Origin of the sequence: Methylobacterium sp. J-043, from assembly GCF_022829505.1 — a bacterium.
In the GTDB taxonomy this organism is placed as follows: domain Bacteria; phylum Pseudomonadota; class Alphaproteobacteria; order Rhizobiales; family Beijerinckiaceae; genus Methylobacterium; species Methylobacterium extorquens_A.
The window spans coordinates 38345-56592 of sequence record NZ_JAKSYB010000053.1 but is presented as its reverse complement, the minus strand read 5'-3'; the positions used below and the strand labels follow the sequence as shown (position 1 = coordinate 56592).

Genomic DNA, 18248 nt, shown 5'->3' with positions numbered 1-18248 from the left:
CGGGCGTCTCTCTGACGGCGCTCGTCGGCATGGCATCCGCACGCGAGGTGGACAAAATCAGCATCGTCCCCATCGCAACTGATATCGTCTCGGCCTCGCTTGATGCCGCAGCAACCCGGCACAGCGTCGCGATCCCGCCGGGTCCGCTGGAGCCCGCCCTGACGGCGCTCGCCAAGCAGATGCGGCTCAAGCTGGCCTACCGGACTACCCTGACCGAGGGTCTGGTCACGCTGGGCGCCGAGGGTGAGTTCCGGCCGTTGGAGGCGCTTGCCAAAATCCTCGAAGGCACGGGCCTGACCTATCGCTCGGCCGGCCCGTCCACGATCACCCTGGTCAATCCGCGCTACGTCCAGCTCGGCCCCGCGCCAGCCAACGCGGTGACGCTCGACGAACTGTCGGTCGAAGGCCAGGGCCGGGGTCGCGCGCAGGCCGCGGGCCTGCCCCCGCCGACCGGGACCGTGGGACAGCCGCCGGTGCCCTATGCGGGCGGGCAGGTCGGCTCGGGGGCGCGGCTCGGCGTGCTCGGCAACCGCAACGTCTTCGACACGCCGTTCAACACGGCGGGCTACACGGCCAAGCTGATCCGCGATCAGCAGGCGCAAGGGCTGATCGACGTGATCGAGAACGATCCGTCGGTGCGGGCGGTGTCCTCGCTCAGCGACGCGCCGGGCACTTCGCTGTTCATCCGCGGTTTCGACGTCCTGTCTCTCGATATCGGCTTCGACGGTCTGTTCGGCATCACCGATGTTCGCCGACCGCCGATCTACAACATCGAGCGGGTCGAGGTGCTCAAGGGGCCGAGCGCGCTCGTCAACGCCGCCGCGCCCAACGGCGGCGTCGGCGGCAGCATCAACCTCATCCCCAAGCGCGCTTACGACGAGCCGCTGACGCGCATCACGCCCTTCTTCGTCTCGCAAGGTCAGCTCGGCACGGCGGTGGACATCGGCCGCCGGTTCGGCCCGGCAGGCGAGTGGGGCGTGCGCGCCAACGGCGTCTTCCAGCGCGGCGAGACCGCGATCGACCGCGAGCGGCTGCAACTGGGCTTCGGCTCGCTCGGCGTCGATTACCGCGGCGACCGCTTCCGCATGTCGTTCGATCTCGCGTACCAGGACACCTACTATCAGCGGAACCGCGGCTTCATCGAGGCTTTCCCCGGCATAGACATCCCGAGGGCGCCGAGATTGTCGAGCAACCTCAGCCGGCCGGGCCTGTATCATCAGGTCAAATCCGTTTTGGGCGCCACGCGCTTCGAGTATGACCTGACCGACGACACGACCCTGTTCGCCGGCTTCGGCGCAGGGCACACCGCCGAGGACGCGTTCGCCAGCTACAAGTCGATCACATCCTCGAACGGGGATTTCGACGATCTCCTCGTGCGTCGGGTGGCCGACTTCACGACCTATACGGCGGATGCCGGGCTGCGCACCCGCTTCGTGACCGGCCCGATCCGCCACAACGCGACGCTCTCGGCCACCGGCTTCTGGGCCGAGACGAACTTCCCCAAAGCCTTCCAGTTCCTGCCGGGCGGCAGCGCCAACCTCTCCAATCCGAGCTCCGTCCCGGCCACGTTTACCGACATCGACATCGGCACTCGCTTCAACGGGCAGACCTATCGAAGCGTCGCCATCGCCGACACGCTGTCTTCGCTGGACGATCGCGTGCTGCTCACGATCGGCGGACGGGTGCAGCAGCTGGCCGCGAAGGGTTTCGGCTTCAGGCCCGGAACTCCGTCCTTCGGACAAATCACGTCAAGCTACGACAACACGGCGTTCACGCCCGCGGTCGCGCTGGTCGTGAAGCCGATCGAAAACCTGTCGCTCTATGGAAACTACGTCGAGGCCCTGATCTCACCGAACACGCCGCTGGTCGCCGCGAATGCGAGCGACGTTCTGGCTCCCATCGTCGCCGACCAGACGGAGGTCGGCATCAAGTATGATTTCGGGACCGTCGGCGCCTCCGTCGCGCTGTTCGAGATCCATCGACCGAGCGCCTTCCTGGAGGCCGTGACCGGCGTCTTCGCGGCCAACGGCCTGCAGCGCAACCGCAGCGTCGAGGTCAACCTGTTCGGCGAGCCGCTGCCCGGGGTGCGGCTGATCGGCGGCGTCTCCTTCATCGACGGACGCCTCGTGAACACCGCCGGGGGCGCGTTCGACGGGCGGGTGGCACCGGGGGTGCCGGCCTTCGCGCTCAACCTCTACGGCGAGGTGGACCTGCCACCTTGGCTGCTGCCGGGCCTGACCGCGACGGGCCGGGTCATCCACACCGCGCGCCAGTTCTACGACCAGGGCAACATGCAGAGCATTCCGGACTGGACCCGCTTCGATGCCGGCCTGCGCTACACCTTCCTCGGCTCATGGGGGAAGCCGGTGACGCTGCGCGCCAACGTCGTCAACGTGTTCGGCTCCGATTACTGGGCTTCCACCGGTCTCGGTCTCCTGACGCTCGGCACGCCGCGGACCGTTCTGCTGTCGGCGCAGCTCGATTTCTGACCATGACGGGGCGGCCTCCTTCGGGCATGAAGCTGCCCATCCTCGTGAGAGTTCCTGTCGCGATCGATGCCTTGAGATTGCGCAACGGGATGCAACGCCATGCGCAACCGTGAGGGCGGCGGTGAGAGCGCCACGGCGGTCGGCTTCCACAGCTTCGAGCACCGAGCGCATTCGACTACGGCAGCTGTCCGTCGTCAGCACCTGTGGGACAGAATGAGGGTCTTCAGGAACGGAGGATGGCTGGTTCATCGTAGCCCCTGAGGAGCGAAGATGAAGCAGACATCCGGACCGGCCAAGAAGCCGGCAGAAGCGGTGATCAAGGACATCCGTCGGGCCACACGTCGGCAGTTCTCGTCCGAGGAGAAGATCCGCGTCGTACTGGAAGGCTTGTGTGGCGAGGACAGCATCGCCGAGTTGTGCCGACGTGAGGGTATTGCCGCCTCGATGTACTACGGCTGGTCCAAGGAGTTCCTGGAGGCTGGCAAGAAGCGCCTGTCTGGCGACACGGCTCGTGCGGCCACCACGGATGAGGTGCGGGATCTACGTCGCGAAGCGGGGGCGCTGAAGGAGGTCGTAGCTGATCTCGTCCTGGAGAACCGTCTGCTTAAAAAAAGCATGAGCGGGGTTGGGGACGACGAGGCATGAGGTACCCGGCCCCCGAGAGGCTGGAGATTATCCGGCTGGTCGAGCAATCCCACCTGCCGGTGCGTGCCACCCTGGACAAGCTCGGCATCACGCGCTCGACGTTTTACCGCTGGTACGACGCCTACCAGCGCGGCGGCCCCGAGGCGTTGAATGACCAACCTTCGCAGCCGAGCCGGGTCTGGAACCGTCTACCTGCGGAGATCCGCGAGCAGATCGTTGCCTTGGCTCTGGAGCAGCCTGAACTCAGTCCGCGTGCGCTGGCGGTGCGCTCCACCGACGAGCGCCGCTACTTCGTCTCGGAAGCGACCGTCTACCGGTTGCTCAAGTCTCAGGACCTGATCACCAGCCCGGCCTGTATCGTCATCAAGGCTGCCGACGAGTTCCGCGATAAGACCACCGCGCCCGACCAGCTTTGGCAGACGGACTCACCTACCTGAAGGTCGTTGGCTGGGGCTGGTACTACCTGTCGACGGTCCTGGACGACTTCTCACGCTACATCGTCGCCTGGAAGCTGTGCACGACGATGCAGGCCAGCGACGTCACCGCCACGCTCGACTTGGCGCTGGGTGCGGCTGGGCTCGATCAGGCGCGGGTGATGCCGCGGCCACGCCTGCTCTCCGACAACGGGCCGAGCTACGTCGCCAGCGACCTGGCTGACTGGCTCGGCATTCGGGGCATGACCCACATCCGCGGTGCGCCATGCCATCCTCAAACGCAGGACAAGATCGAGCGTTGGCATCAGACGCTCAAGAACCGCATCCTGCTCGAACACGCCTACGTGCCCGGCGAGCTGGAGACGCAGGTTGCCGACTTCGTCGAACACTACAACCATGCCCGAGCCCATGAGAGCCTGAGCAACCTCACGCCCGCTGACGTCTCCTTCGGACGCGGCGAAGGAATCCTGGCCGAGCGGGAACGCATCAAGCGCCAGACCCTGATGGATCGCCGCTTGCGCCACCACGCGCAGGCCGCCTAACCTCTTACCCCAAATGGACCAGAGCCTCCGCTCCTGAACACCGCTGAATGTCCCAAATCATCTGACGACGGACAGGCCGGATTCTTCCACCGGAACCAACGCGACGGTTTTGCCGCCCATTCCGGCGGCCGGTGCGTTGAAGACGAGCTGAAGCCCATGGTGTGCGAGCAGATCACGCAGCAGCGTCCGGTCGGCGGTTCGGCTTGCCAGCATGCCCAGTCGCTTGCCCGCCAAGTCCGGGACTGCCTTGACCCCGGAGGCGCCCGGCGCCACCACGAAGGCGGCGAGTTCCCGCAGGACGGCGAGCGTAAGGCCGTTCCCCGGCATCGACACGTCGGGCCTGACCACCGCGAGGTCGGCATTGCCGGTTCTCAGCGCCTCGGCGCTCTCGCGCACCCCGCCGAACGCGACGACCTTGAGGCGGACGGCGAGCTTCCGCCGGGCGAGTTCGTCGGCGTAGGCCCGCAGGAGCGTCGGCTCGGTGCCGCCGTTCGGGGCGACCGCGATGGTCAGGGTCGTGGCCCGGGTCAGGTGGAAGCCGGCGAAGACGAGGAGGACGAACAGGAGCGCCAGCCCGAGGGGGAGCCACATCCCGCGACCATCCGGTAACGCCAGCTTACGCACGCCTGCCCCCAACCTCGCCGGCTCGACCGGCCTTGGCACCCAGGTGGTCGATGGGCCGTCGGATTTCGAGGGCACGGATTGCCGGTGACCGGAATCCTAACGGGACGCTTATGAGATTGGCTCCGCTTCCCGCTCGAACCCTAATGCGGTCGGGCGCAGATAAGGGACGCGGTCACCCGAAGACCGCGCGAGCCCCAGAGACATGATGTCTACCACCGTTCAAGTCGCCGCCATCCATGTCCAGGCCTCCGCTTCGGACGCGGCACGGTTCATCGTCGGCCAGGACCCGGAAGGCCATTGGGTCGCAATCGAGATCCACGGGCGCGCCGGCGGCTTGTTCCGGAGCTGCAAGGCCGCGGTCGACTACGCCAAGGACGAGACCGACCACCGGCCCGACGCCGTGCTCCTGTCCGGGGAGCGGATCGAACTGCGCATCTGACGTCATGGCCGACGCCCTGGAGCGGTCGGCCCCGGCATCCCATATCCATCCTGTCGTCGACCGTATGGGTTTCCCGTGTCCAGGTTCGGCAACCTCGGCACAGTATCCCTCAATCTGGGCTGAAAGCCCGGGCGCTGCTTGGGCACGGTTCGGTTGGTCCCGGCCATCGGCGTATGGAGGTGCAGGGCGCCCGCAAGCTGCGCCTCGCCTCACACCTTGCTGGTTGCTCGGGCGCTGACCAACGCATAGAGGCTAGCCGCGTCCCGCGCGCCCCTTAGGGCCTTGGCGGAGTCCGGGTCCCTGAGCTTGCGCGCCACGCAGGCCAGGGCGTTCAAGTTTTCTCCACCGTCGCCGATTGGCAGCAGCAGTAGGAAGACGAGGTCCACAGGCCGCTCGTCGACCGCATCGAAATCGAGTGGATCTCGCAGGCGCGCCAGCAAGCCGAACGGCTTCCGCACCGTCTCCAGCCGCGCATGCGGAAGCGACACGCCATCGCCGACCCCGGTCGAGCCAAGCCCCTCCCGGCGGACGAGGGCATCGAGGATCGTGCCGGCATCCAGGTCGAGGGACCGGGCCGCGCGTCGGGCTAGACCGTCGAGGAGGGCGGTCTTGCCGGAGGCGCGCAGGCCGTGGACCACGTCCGCTGGTGCGAGGATGTCGTGGATAGTCATTGCGTCTGCCAGCTACATGCGGGGCTGAGTTTCAAGAGCTCGTCTCCGTCGCCGACGACTTGGCGTCGTTCGCCGCGCGCAGCTTGAGGTTCGGTTCGTCGTCGGGGGCCCGCAGTCGATAGCCGACGCCGGTTTCGGTGAGAAGGATGCGCGGTCGCTCCGGGTCAGCCTCCAGCTTCTGTCGGAGCTGGCGCATGTAGACCCGCAGGTACTGCGGTTCCGACGAGACCGAGACCTCGTGCATGAGCTGGGCATGCGTCAGCACCTTGCCGGCGTGCAGCACGAGAACCCGCAGGAAGTCGTACTCCCTCGGGGTCAGCTTCACCTCGGCGTCGTCAACCTTCACTATGCGCCGCACGAGGTCGACGGAGAGGCCGTCGACCCGGAAGACGGGGCGCTCGCCACGGGCGGCCAGTTGATGGCGTAGTGCTGCGCGCAGACGGGCAAGTAGTTCGGCCATGCCGAAGGGCTTCGTCACGTAGTCGTCCGCGCCGAGGTCGAGCGCCTCGACCTTGCCACCCTCGTCGTCCCGGCTCGACAGTACCACCACCGGCAGCCCAGGGTGGCTTACCCGGATCGCGCGGAGCAAGTCGTGCCCGCGCATGTCGGGTAGGCCGAGATCGAGGATGACGAGGTCCGGGCTTTCGCGACCGAGCACCTCAAGGGCGGTGGCGGCGTTCGGGGCCTCCAGGATAGCATAACCCTGCGTGGACAGGCCCATGCGCAGCAGCTTGCGGATCGGGGGCTCGTCGTCGATGACGAGAATGGTCGGGCTCATGCGGCGATATCCCTTGGCGTTGTCCGTGCCGGGACCGGGAGCGTCACTGTGAAAACGGCCCCCAGCCGGTCGCGGCGGTTGCCGGCGGTGATGGTGCCGCCCATCGCCTCGACAAACCCGCGGGAGATGGCGAGGCCGAGCCCGGTGCCGGCCCGGACGTGGTCGCTTTTCCGGACCCGGTAGAACTTGTCGAACACCCGCTCGACGTCCGCCTCGGGCAGGCCGAAGCCTTCGTCCAGCACCTCGATGTAGACCGCTTGGCCATCGTGCCGGGCACGAACCGTCACGGTCGAGCCCTCGGGCGCGTACTTGGCGGCGTTGTCGAGCAGGTTGACAAGGACCTGCTCGAACAGGACCGGGTCGAGCCGCAGGGTCGGCAGGTCGGGGTCGATCTCGACCGCGACCACGTGGCCCGCCATGACCTTCTGGGTGCGCCGCAGGGCGGTGTCGACGGTCTCGGCCGCGTCCTGGGGCGCGAGGTTCGGCGCCACGGCGCCAGCCTCCAGTCGCGTCATGTCGAGGAGGTTGACGATGAAGCGGTTCAACCGCTCCGATTCCTCGATGATGGTCGCCAGAAGCTCGGTCTTGGCTTCCGGGGGCAGCGCCGCGTCGAGGTCGCGCAGGGTTGTGGCCGCCCCGAGCACGGAGGCCAGCGGGGTGCGCAGGTCGTGGCTGATCGAGGTCAGGAGCGCCTGGCGTAGCCGGTCGGTCTCGGCGGCGCGCTCGGCCCGGTCGAGATCCTCCACGAGGCGAACCCGCTCGATGGCGAGCGCGCCCATGTCGGCCAGCGCGTCGAGGAGACGTCGTGCTTCCGGCGTCAGGATCGGTCCTGTGCCGTCCGCGTCGAGGCCGATCACGCCGATTGTGCCACGTCCGGTGCGCATCGGCAGGAACAGGCGCTTGGCCCCGGGCAGGGTGTCGGCGCCGCGCCCCGCGGGGCGATGGTTGTCGAAGGCCCACTGCGCGGCGGCGAGGTCGGCCTCGTCCAGCATGTCCTCGGGCGGGTAGCCGGCCCGCACCGTCACGGCCTTGTCGTCCGGCAGTAACAACACGACGCGTACCTTCAGCATGGCGGCGGTCTGCGCCGAGGTCGCCCAGAGCACGTCGTCGAGCGTCCCGCAGGCTGCGAGCTTGCGCGAGAACCCGAACAGCCGTTCGGTCGCCTTGGCCCGCCCCTGGCTGACGACGGCCGTCCGGCGCGCCAGGGCGGCGAGGTTCGAGACCAGAACCGCCACCACGGTGAAGAGCAGGAAGGCCGCGACGTTGGTCGGATCCGAGATGGTGAGGGTGTAGACCGGCGGCAGGAAGAAGAAGTTGTAGGAGAGCGAGGCCGCCACCACCGCGACGAGTGAGGGGCCGAGCCCCCAGCGCACGGCGACCGCCACGACGGCGGTGAGCAGCATCAGGTCAGCGTTCTCGACGCCCGTATAAGGCTCCAGCAGCAGGGCGAGCCCGAGCGCGGCGCCGGTGGCGAGCAGCGCCAGGGCGTAGCCTCGGGCATCGAAGGTGGCGGGCGTGGCGGCGGTGGCCACCGGCCGGCGCCCCCCCGCGTCGGAGGTCGGCACGGCCTCGCCGGGGACCACGTGGACGCTGATGTTGCCGCTGCGGCGAACCAGGTCGTGCACCACCGAGCCGTTGACGAGCTCGAACAGCCCGGAGCGCGTCGCCTTGCCGACGACGATGTGATTGACGTTGGCAGACTGCGCGTAAGCCAGGATTTCGTCGGCGATGCGCCGCCCGCCGGGGAGGGTGACGGCGTCGCCGCCGAGCCGGTCGGCAAGCCGCAGCGCCTCCGCGACCCGGTCGCGCTCGGCTTCGCTCAGGGAGGCGGCGCGTGGTCCCTCGACGACCAGGGCGGTCCAGGGCGCGTGCAGGCGGTCGGCGAGGCGCTTGGCGTAGCGCACCAGGCCGGCCGAGCGTGGGTCCTCGCTGACGCAGACGAGAACCCGCTCGCCCGCGGCCCAAGGACCGGCGATGGCGTTGGCCCGCATGTGGCTGAGGAGCTCGTCATCGACCCGGTCGGCGGTGCGCCGCAACGCGAGTTCACGCAGGGCCGTCAGGTTGCCGCGGGAGAAGTAGTGCTTCAGGGCCCGCTCGGCGTTCGTCGGAACGTAGACCTTACCGGCCTTCAGGCGCTCGATCAGGTCGTCGGGATTGAGGTCGACCACCTCGATGTCGTCGGCCCGGTCGAGCACGCCGTCGGGCACCGTCTCGCGTACCCGGATGCGGGTGATGGAGGCCACCACGTCGTTCAGGCTCTCGACGTGCTGGATGTTGAGCGTGGTCAGGACGTCGATGCCGGCGTCGAGCAACTCCTCGACGTCCTGGTAGCGCTTCGGGTGGCGCGAGCCCGGCGCGTTGGTGTGGGCGAGCTCGTCCACGAGGGCGATCTGCGGCCGGCGGGCGAGCAGCGCGTCGAGATCCATCTCCTCCAGGACGGTGCCGTGGTAGGGCACCGCGCGGCGCGGAACGACCTCGAACCCGTCGAGCAGCGCCTCGGTTTCGGCCCGCCCGTGGGTCTCGACCACGCCGACGACAACGTCTGCGCCGGACTTGAGCCGGGCGCGTCCGATGGTCAGCATCTCGTAGGTCTTGCCGACGCCGGATGCGGCGCCGAGGAAGACCTTGAGCCGGCCGCGCGTCCGCTCCTCCCGGCGGGCGGCTTCGAGCAGCGCGTCGGGCGAGGGGCGGTTCGGGTCGCGGCCGGTCTCGGGCATGTTCGCTCCTCAGCGCTTGGCGAGGTCGTCCAGGGCGAGGTTGAGCGCTAGGACGTTGACGCGCGGCTCGCCGAGGAGGCCGAGGGTGCGGCCCTGGACTTGGCCGGCGACGAGGTCGTGAAGCTTGTCCTCGGGCAGGCCGCGAGCCTTGGCGACCCGGGGCACCTGGAACAGGGCGGCCTCGGGCGAGACGTCCGGGTCGAGGCCCGAGCCGCTCGTCGTGACGAGATCGACTGGAACCGGCTGACCCGGGTTCTGCCCGCGCAGGGTGTCGAGGTCGCCTTTCACGCGCTCGGCCAGCGCCGCGCTGGTCGGCCCGAGGTTCGAGCCGGCGGAGTTGGCGGCGTTGTAGGGGGCCGGTACGGTCTTGCTCGCGTCGGCCGGGTCTGCCGCGGTGGTGGCCGAGGGACGGCCGTGGAAGTAGCCCTCGCCGGTGAAGCTCTGACCGATCAGGGTTGAGCCAACGACCTTGCCGTCGCGCTCGACCAGGCTGCCGGCGGCCTTGGCGGGGAAGACCGCGCCGGCGATGCCGGTGACGGCGAGGGGGTAGGCAAGGCCGGTGACCGTCGTCAGGGCGACGAGCAGGACGAGGGCGGGGCGAAGCTGGTTCAGCATGGCAGGTCTCCTTCGACCTTTGTTTCAGGCGAGATGGAGGGCGGTGATGGCAAGGTCGATAGCCTTGATGGCCACGAAGGGCACCAGGACGCCGCCGAGGCCGTAGATGAGGAGGTTGCGCCGCAGGAGCGAGGCGGCCCCGACCGGACGGTAGGTCACGCCTCGGAGCGCCAGCGGGATGAGGGCGACGATGACGAGCGCGTTGAAGATGATGGCCGAGAGGATCGCGCTCTGCGGCGAGGCGAGGCCCATGACGTTGAGCGCCTGAAGCTGGGGGTACAGCGTCAGGAACATCGCTGGGATGATGGCGAAATACTTGGCCACGTCGTTGGCGATGGAGAAGGTCGTCAGCGCCCCGCGCGTCATCAGTAATTGCTTGCCGATGCCCACGATCTCGATGAGCTTGGTCGGGTCGCTGTCGAGGTCGACCATGTTGCCGGCCTCGCGCGCCGCCACCGTGCCGGTGTTCATGGCGACGCCGACATCGGCTTGGGCCAGGGCCGGCGCGTCGTTGGTGCCGTCGCCGCACATGGCGACGAGCTTGCCCTCGGCCTGCTCCTTCCGGATCAGAGCGAGCTTGTCCTCGGGTGTCGCCTGGGCGAGGAAATCGTCGACCCCGGCCTCGGCCGCGATGGCCGCGGCGGTCATCGGGTTGTCGCCGGTGATCATCACCGTGCGGATACCCATGCGGCGGAGTTCCACGAAGCGCTCGCGGATGCCGCCCTTCACGATATCCTTGAGGTAGACCACGCCGAGCAGGCGCCCGTCCTTGGCCACGGCGAGCGGGGTGCCACCGGCCTTGGCGATGTCCTCGGCGACGGCGCGGATCTGTCCCACGACCTCGGTCTCGGCGGCCGGCTGGTAGGCCAGCGCCGCGCTGGAGCCGCGGGTCGCCATCGGCTGCCCGGAAACGGAGGCGATGATGGCGTCGACCGCGCCCTTGCGGATGGACGAGCCCTCAAGGTCGACACCCGACATCCGTGACTGGGCCGTGAAGGGCACGAAGGTGGCGTTCAGGCCCGCCATGTCGCGGGCCCGGATGCCGTACTTGTCCTTGGCGAGCACGACGATGGAGCGGCCCTCAGGCGTCTCGTCGGCGAGCGAGGCAAGCTGCGCCGCGTCGGCGAGGTCCTGCTCGGAGACGCCCCGGACGGGCCGAAACTCGGTTGCCTGCCGGTTGCCGAGCGTGATGGTGCCGGTCTTGTCGAGGAGCAGGGTGTCGACGTCGCCCGCGGCCTCGACGGCGCGGCCCGACATGGCGAGCACGTTGAAGCGCACCAGCCGATCCATGCCGGCGATGCCGATGGCCGAGAGAAGCGCGCCGATGGTGGTGGGGATCAGCGTGACGAAGAGCGCAACCAAGACGATGACGGGGATGGACCCGCCGGCATAGCTCGCGAAGCTCGGGATGGTCGCCACCGAGAAGACGAAGACGATGGTGAGGCCGGCGAGCAGGATGTTGAGCGCGATCTCGTTCGGGGTCTTCTGTCGGGCCGCGCCCTCGACCAGCGCGATCATGCGGTCGACGAAGGTCGAGCCGGCTGCCGCCGTGATGCGGACCTTGATCTCGTCGGAGAGCACCTGCGTGCCGCCGGTCACCGCCGAGCGGTCGCCGCCCGATTCCCGGATGACGGGGGCGGACTCGCCCGTGATGGCGGCTTCGTTGACCGAGGCGACACCCTCGATGACCTCGCCGTCGGACGGGATCAGGTCGCCCGCTTCCACGAGGACGATGTCACCGACCTTGAGCGAGGTGCCGGACACCGTCTTGTAATTGCGTCCCTGCCCGGTCAGGCGCTTGGCCGTCATCTCGGTCCGGGTACGGCGCAGGCTGTCGGCCTGGGCCTTGCCCCGGCCTTCGGCGAGCGCCTCGGCAAAGTTGGCGAAGATCAGGGTGAACCAGAGCCAGAGGATGATCTGGCCGGAAAAGAACAGGTTGGCGCCGCCGGTGACGAGGTCGCGGACGAAGAGCACGGTGGTGAGTGCGGCGACGATCTCGACCACGAACATGACCGGGTTGCGGATCATAGAGCGGGGGTCGAGTTTCCTGACGGAGCCGACGAGGGCCGGCCCGACGAGGGCGGCGCTGAAGAGCGATGAGTTCTTACGGGACATGGGTTCGGGGGTCCGGAGAGGGCGAGGAGGCCCGGCGAGCGTTGCCGGGCTTTGCCGTTTCAGGGGGCGGTCGCGCCGGCGGCCAGGGTGAAGGCTGTGCCGAGGGCGAGGCCCCCGAGCAGGACGACGCCGAGGAGGGCCAGCACGAGGTCCGAGGTACGCACGGGCTTCGCCCTGGCGCCTTGGGAGCTGTGATTTGGTGGCCGGTGCGGCATCAGGTGATGGCGCGGGATGCGCCGGTTCGGGAGACTGCGGGGCATCTCAGCCCCCCGTGCCGAAGGTCTGCCCCGCCGCGCCGGCGAGGTGCTCGACCACGGGTCCGAGCGCGAGCGACGGGAAGAACGTCAGGCCGCCCATGATCAGCACCACGCCGACGAGCAGACCGATGAACAGGCCGCCGTGGGTCGGGAAGGTGCCGGCGGACGCCGGAACCCGTTTCTTGGCGGCGAGCGAACCCGCGATCGCCAGCACCGGGATCTTCACGAAGAACCGGCCCACCAGCATGCCGATGGCGAGGGTGGTGTTGTAGAACAGGGTGTTGGCCGTGAGCCCGCCCAAGGCCGAGCCGTTGTTGGCTGCTGCCGAGGTGTAGGCGTAGAGGATCTCCGAGAAGCCGTGCGGCCCGGCATTGGCGGGACCAGCGAGACCGGCGGGTACCACGGTCGCAAGCGCCGTGAAGCCTAACATCATCAGCGGCAGGCAGAGGATGCCGAGCACGGCCATCTTCACTTCCTTGGCCTCGATCTTCTTGCCGAGATACTCGGGCGTACGTCCGACCATCAGCCCGGCTACGAAGATCGCCACGACGACGAAGATCAGCATGCCGTAGAGGCCGGCCCCGACGCCGCCGATGATGACCTCGCCGAGCTGCATGTTGAGCAGCGGGATCAGGCCGCCGAGCGCGGTGAAGGAGTCATGCATGGCGTTGACCGCGCCGCAGGACGCGGCGGTGGTGATCACGGCGAACAGGGCGGAGGCGGCAATGCCGAAACGGACCTCCTTGCCCTCCATGTTGCCGCCGGTCAGGCCGAGGTTCGACAGGACGCCGTGGGCGTTGGCCTCGGCCCAGTAGGTCACGGCGACGCCGACGATGAAGAGCAGGCCCATGGCGGCCAGGATCGCCCAGCCCTGGCGCTCGTCGCCGACCATGCGGCCGAAGACATTGGTCAGGGCTGCGCCGATGGCGAAGATCGCGATCATCTGCAGGAGGTTCGAGAGCGCGGTCGGGTTCTCGAAGGGGTGGGCGGCATTGGCGTTGAAGAAGCCGCCGCCGTTGGTGCCGAGCATCTTGATGGCGACCTGACTGGCCACCGGCCCGACCGCGATGGTCTGCTTGGCGCCCTCCAGCGTGGTGGCCTCGACGTAGGGGGAGAGCGTCTGCGGTATGCCCTGGGAGACCAGGAACAGCGCGATCAGAAGGCAGAGCGGCAGCAGCACGTAGAGGGTGGCACGGGTCATATCGACCCAGAACGAGCCCAGGGTCTTCGTGGAGGCGCGCGCGAACCCGCGGATCAGCGCCACCGAGACCGCCATGCCGGAGGCCGCCGACACGAAGTTCTGGTGCGTCAGCCCCAGCATCTGGCTGAGGTACGACAGCGTAGTCTCGCCGCCGTAGGACTGCCAGTTCGTGTTGGTGACGAAACTCGTGGACGTGTTGAAGGCCAGATCCGGCGCGACCGCGGCCTGGTCGGCCGGGTTCAGCGGCAGCACCGCCTGCAGGCGCAGGATGGCGTAGAGCAGGACGAAGCCGAGCAGGTTGAACACGACCATCGCCCCGGCGTAGCCGAGCCAGGTCTGCTCCTGGCGGGCGTCGATGCCGGAGACGCGGAAGAGCCCACGCTCGATGGGGCCGAGCACGGGTGAGAGGAAGGTGCGCTCGCCGTCGAAGACGCGGGTCATGTAGAGACCGAGCGGCTTCACGAGCGCCAGGACGACCGCGCCGTAAAGCGCGATCTGCATCCATCCGTTGAGTGTCATGGGAGGTGGTCCGTGCTCAGCCGCTCAGAACCGCTCGGGGCGGACGAGGGCGTAAGTGAGGTAGACGAGGAGCCCGGCGGTCACGAGGGCGCCAAGGGCGAGGTCGAGGGTCATTGCGGCGTGCCTCAGAGGCGCTCGCAGAGCGCGGTGTAGCCGGCGACCAGGCCGAAGAAGGCGAGGCCGGCGGCGATGAAGACGATGTCGAGCATGGGATGTCCGTATCCGTTCGACCCGTCGGTCGCGGGCGTCCCACGGCCGACCTGGGCCCATCCCGAATGTGGACGGGAACCGCGTTAGGGTTCGAGACGGAAAGGGAGGCGATCCCATAAGGGACTCATTAGGATCGGCCCGATTCCGGGCTTCGTCCGGGGCATCCCTTGCGCGTCGTCGGACGTTAGGCGGCCTGCAACTCCTGGCAGGCACCGGGCGCATCGACGAGCATGGCTTTCGGGCAGGCGGCGCGCCACAGGGTGCGGTCCGCCTGGATCACACCCGTGTCCGCGCCCCTCGAAACCGCTGTAGGGCACGCCGCCGGCCGGGCAGCGCCCGCCGACGCGACGGTGGTCCGCGGTGCAGGCACTGGTATCCTCCGGCTTGCGGGGACCGGGGCCGGACGGGAGAAGCAGGGCGTGATGCCGGCGAGGCGAGCCCGCAGGCCGCGATGCGACCCGGCGCTCAAGACGCGGGCAGTAGGTCGAGGACGTTCAGGGCGAGCAGCGCGAGGGACAAGGCCAACCACGAACCGAGGCCCAGGATCATGAGGGCGAAGACGCGGTCGGCCCTGCACTCGGCGGCGATGTGCCGGAAAACGGTCGTTTAGGTGCTCCACGCGGGCGATGGCCCGGTGGAGCGAGAGGTCCTCGTTACCCCATTAGGGAACAAAACGAAGACGGGGCCTCCGGCATAGGTAAGTCATAAGGACCGGTCGACGGGGCGCGGCGTCAATGGGCGGCGTGGCCAAGCCGGGCGCAAGGAGGGGCGCAAGGGTTTTATGCCCGCAACATGGGCCTTGCCGCTCCCTTCGCGCGCTCCTGATGACTTCCTTGTTTCGCGCGCCCGCAATCCATCTCGTTTCCTTATGCGAGCCGTTTTAGCGTCGAGGCCACGCCCGCTCGAAGACCCATTCCGGTCTTCCATTCCCCGACATCCCATCCTTCGTGCCGGTACCATACGGACGCTTGGATGACGCCGTGGGTCACCGTCCGTCCCGTGGCCGCGCCAAACCCGAGGTTCGTCATGTCCTTTGCCTTCTTGGAGAAAATCGAGCCGTCCGGCGCGGGCACGCATGGGCCGGACCGGTTCTCCAAGCGAGGGGCCGGCAGGTCGAGGCTGCACCCGACAGCCAGGTCTCGCTGACCGATCCCGACGCGCGCTCCATGGCGACCAGCAGCAAGGGCACCGGCTTGGTCGGCTACAACGTCCAGGCTGCGGTCGATGCCGAGCATCACCTGATCGTAGCTCACGACGTGACCAACGTCGGCAGCGACCGGGCGCAACTCGCCCCGATGGGACGTATGGGGTTGCATGCCGGGGAAGCTCTACGGGGTTCCGCTGGTGATCTGACGGGGCGAACGACCAATGTAACATTTTGTGTCAATGGCCCTTTCCGCGTTGTCGAGCCGCCCGGCTCTCGTATGTTCGGGGCATGAGCCAAGGCCCGACTATCGTCGTCGTTGAGGATGACGCTGACATCCGCACCCAACTGGCCAGCTACCTAGAGGGCGAGGGCTTTCGCGTGGTCGGCTTCGACGGTGGCGCAGGCCTCGACCGCCACCTTGCGGGCGCGCCCGCTCCGGACCTGATCGTGCTCGACTGGATGCTCCCAGGCGAGGACGGGCTCTCCATCTGCCGGCGCCTGCGCGCGGCGGGCGGACCGCCCGTTATCATGCTCACTGCCAAGGACGAGGACATCGACCGGGTGCTCGGGCTAGAGATGGGAGCCGACGACTACGTATCAAAGCCGTTCAACCCGCGGGTGCTGCTCGCCCGTATCCGCGCCGTCCTGCGGCGAGCCCATGGGAATGGCGCCCGCGCGGACGCCGCCGATCCCGAGACCCTGACCGTGGCGGACCTTGTCGTTGACCTCGCAGCTCGTCGCGTGACGACCGGCGAACCCGCGGCCGAGATCGCCCTGACCAGCGCCGAGTACGACCTGCTGCACTGCTTCCTCACCCGTCCGCAGCGTGTACTCTCCCGAGATCAACTCCTGGACTGGACGCGGGGCCGCTCGGCCGACGCCTTCGATCGCACCATCGACGTGCAGGTGAGCCGCCTGCGGCACAAGCTCGACGCCGGGGGCAGCGGCGTAGCGGCAATGCTCAAGACCGTGCGCAACGCTGGCTACATCCTGGCCGCGCCGGTGAGGCCCGCGCCGTGATGGCCCGTGTCGGCCTGCTTGGGCGGATTATGTTGCTCCTGCTCGGGGCGCTCTCGCTGCTCGTGCTCGCCACCGTCGCCCTCGACACGTGGCAGCGGCGGCAGGAGCGCTCGCCCTACGCGACGCGCTTCCCGCGCGTCGACCAGGCCGCGAACATCGTCACCCTCCTGAGGGATGCCGACCCGGCCCTGAGACCTGCTATCCTGCGGGCGGTCAGCGGCGAGGCCCTCAGGGCCGAGATCATGGACACGGCTCCGGATGACACCGGACTGATCCGCGAGCCGCGCCTCGAACGGCGCCTGCGCCGGATGACCGGTGATCCGGATGGGCCGCTGCGAGCCTACACTGACACGGCCATGCTGCATCGGGGCGTCGCCCCCGAGGACGTCAACGACAGGGATCGCAACCTCCCCATCGGCCGCCTCGCGACGGCGACCTATCGCCTGCCGGACGGCCGTACACTCATCATCTCGGCCGTCGAAAAGCATCGCTCGCTCATGCCGTGGCTGCTGGGGCAGCCACTGAGCCTGTGGGTGGCCGTGCTTGGCGCCGTGGTCGCCAGCCTCGTCCTCGCCGGAACCCGCTACGAACTTGCCCCGCTGCGGCGCCTGACCGAGGCGGTGACCCGGTTCGACGGCCGTGCGCCAGAGCCGGTCGAGGCCCCGCGGGGCGCTCCGGAGATACGGCGTCTCTCCCGGGCGGTCCGAGACATGCAGAACCGCATCGTCAGCCTCCTCGGCGAGCGCTCGCTGCTGATTGGCGCCATCTCGCACGATCTCAAGACCTATCTGACCCGCCTGCGCCTGCGGGCCGAGGGAGTGTCGGAGCCGGAGCGGCGGGACCGGCTGGTCGAGGATCTCGACGCCATGACCGCGCTGATCGACACCTCCCTCGGCTTCGCCCGAGGCACGGCGGTCGAGGTGGGCCGAACGGCGGTGGACCTCGCCGACCTCGTCGCAGTCGAAGTGGCCGAGCAAGCCGCGCATGGCATCGACGTCCACCTGACCGGCGAGGACGTGCAGGATGCGGTCACCGCGGGGGATGCACTCGCCCTGCGCCGGGTCGTCGCCAATCTGATCGGGAACGCCGTCAAGTTCGGCCGCTCCACGGTCGCGGTTTCGGTGAGCCGGACCGGTGCGCTATGCCGGGTCACGGTGGACGACGACGGACCGGGCATCCCGGAATCCGAGCGGACGGCCGTGTTCGGCCCGTTCTACCGGATCGAGCGGTCCCGTAGCCGCCAGACCGGCGGTACCGGCCTCGGGCTCGCCATCGCGAAGCAGATCGCGGAGGCGCACGGAGGCACCGTGGTGGCCGAGGCGTCCCCGCTCGGCGGTGCTCGCCTCGTCGCGACCCTGCCGGCCATCACCTGAGAACCCTGCCGTCACGCAAGGCGGCCCGTTACAAAACGTTACATCAATGCATCGGTCTGTCACATCGGGGAGGCAAGCGGGGATGATCCTGCCCTCATCGGTCACGACGCCATCACGGGCATCGTGGCTCTGATGAGAGCAGAGAAGGATTCGATGATGCTGAAGATCCTCGCCCCGGTCGCCTTCCTGGTCGGACTAGTGGTCCCGGCCGCCGCGTCGCCCCTGATCCAGCCAGCGGTGTCCACCGGCTCAGACGGCGCCGAGATCATCCAGATCTATGGAGGCTGCGGCCCCTACGGACACCGAGGCCCCTACGGTGGTTGCCGCACCGGTGGTCAGCGTGGCGGCTATGTCCGCGGCGCCTCCTGCCCGGCGGGCTTCCACATTGGACCCTACGGCCGCCGCTGCTGGCCGAACTGATCTTTCAGCGACCCTCTTTGGATGCATCGCGG

Annotated in this window: 13 protein-coding genes and 2 pseudogenes; 7 read left to right on the top strand and 8 right to left on the bottom strand. The window is 68.5% G+C overall.

The window, feature by feature from the left end; genetic code table 11:
* Positions 1-29: 29 nt before the first annotated feature.
* Entirely contained in the window at positions 30-2489 is a 2460-nt protein-coding gene (locus MKK50_RS14530; protein WP_499023261.1) for a TonB-dependent siderophore receptor, read from the top strand.
* A gap of 270 nt (positions 2490-2759) precedes the next feature.
* Positions 2760-4110: pseudogene (locus tag MKK50_RS14525) on the top strand (IS3 family transposase).
* A gap of 57 nt (positions 4111-4167) precedes the next feature.
* Here MKK50_RS14525 and MKK50_RS14520 read toward each other — a convergent pair.
* Complete coding sequence (locus MKK50_RS14520; RefSeq protein ID WP_499023258.1) at positions 4168-4701, bottom strand: TAXI family TRAP transporter solute-binding subunit; 534 nt, start codon at positions 4699-4701, stop codon at positions 4168-4170.
* A 235-nt stretch (positions 4702-4936) separates the two neighbouring features.
* Between MKK50_RS14520 and MKK50_RS14515 the strand changes: the two genes are divergently transcribed.
* On the top strand, positions 4937-5173 hold the full coding sequence (locus MKK50_RS14515; RefSeq protein WP_499023255.1) for a hypothetical protein: 237 nt from the start codon (positions 4937-4939) through the stop codon (positions 5171-5173).
* A 209-nt stretch (positions 5174-5382) separates the two neighbouring features.
* On the opposite strand, the gene MKK50_RS14510 is transcribed toward MKK50_RS14515, so the two are convergent.
* The 7 genes from MKK50_RS14510 to MKK50_RS14480 all read right to left on the bottom strand — a co-directional run bounded on the left by MKK50_RS14510 (position 5383) and on the right by MKK50_RS14480 (position 14160).
* Positions 5383-5844, bottom strand: a complete 462-nt coding sequence (locus tag MKK50_RS14510; RefSeq protein WP_499023253.1) for a PTS sugar transporter subunit IIA — start codon at positions 5842-5844, stop codon at positions 5383-5385.
* Between the two features lie 31 nt (positions 5845-5875).
* Positions 5876-6622, bottom strand: coding sequence for a response regulator (locus MKK50_RS14505; protein WP_499023251.1), 747 nt, complete (start codon positions 6620-6622; stop codon positions 5876-5878).
* Positions 6619-9339, bottom strand: coding sequence for a DUF4118 domain-containing protein (locus MKK50_RS14500; RefSeq protein ID WP_499023248.1), 2721 nt, complete (start codon positions 9337-9339; stop codon positions 6619-6621). Before MKK50_RS14500 ends, MKK50_RS14505 begins: the two co-directional genes overlap by 4 nt.
* Before the next feature lie 9 nt (positions 9340-9348).
* Complete coding sequence (locus tag MKK50_RS14495) at positions 9349-9954, bottom strand: K(+)-transporting ATPase subunit C (RefSeq protein WP_499023246.1); 606 nt, start codon at positions 9952-9954, stop codon at positions 9349-9351.
* 24 nt (positions 9955-9978) lie between these two features.
* The gene (kdpB, locus tag MKK50_RS14490) at positions 9979-12069 is read right to left on the bottom strand and encodes a potassium-transporting ATPase subunit KdpB (protein WP_499023245.1); all 2091 of its coding nucleotides are present in this window, start codon (positions 12067-12069) and stop codon (positions 9979-9981) included.
* Positions 12070-12330: 261 nt separating this feature from the next.
* Positions 12331-14046 (bottom strand): potassium-transporting ATPase subunit KdpA, encoded by a 1716-nt coding sequence (kdpA, locus tag MKK50_RS14485; RefSeq protein ID WP_499023244.1) that lies wholly within the window; start codon positions 14044-14046, stop codon positions 12331-12333.
* Between the two features lie 24 nt (positions 14047-14070).
* Positions 14071-14160, bottom strand: a complete 90-nt coding sequence (locus MKK50_RS14480; protein WP_017484418.1) for a K(+)-transporting ATPase subunit F — start codon at positions 14158-14160, stop codon at positions 14071-14073.
* 1202 nt (positions 14161-15362) lie between these two features.
* Here MKK50_RS14480 and MKK50_RS14475 point away from each other — a divergent pair.
* From MKK50_RS14475 to MKK50_RS14460, 4 genes and pseudogenes are all read left to right on the top strand, one after another.
* A pseudogene (locus tag MKK50_RS14475) lies at positions 15363-15566 on the top strand (IS5/IS1182 family transposase); the annotation flags it as partial.
* A 125-nt stretch (positions 15567-15691) separates the two neighbouring features.
* Entirely contained in the window at positions 15692-16423 is a 732-nt protein-coding gene (locus MKK50_RS14470; RefSeq protein WP_499023241.1) for a response regulator, read from the top strand.
* Positions 16423-17796 (top strand): sensor histidine kinase, encoded by a 1374-nt coding sequence (locus tag MKK50_RS14465; protein WP_499023238.1) that lies wholly within the window; start codon positions 16423-16425, stop codon positions 17794-17796. Before MKK50_RS14470 ends, MKK50_RS14465 begins: the two co-directional genes overlap by 1 nt.
* 156 nt (positions 17797-17952) lie before the next feature.
* Complete coding sequence (locus MKK50_RS14460; RefSeq protein WP_499023348.1) at positions 17953-18216, top strand: GCG_CRPN prefix-to-repeats domain-containing protein; 264 nt, start codon at positions 17953-17955, stop codon at positions 18214-18216.
* Positions 18217-18248 lie beyond the last annotated feature (32 nt).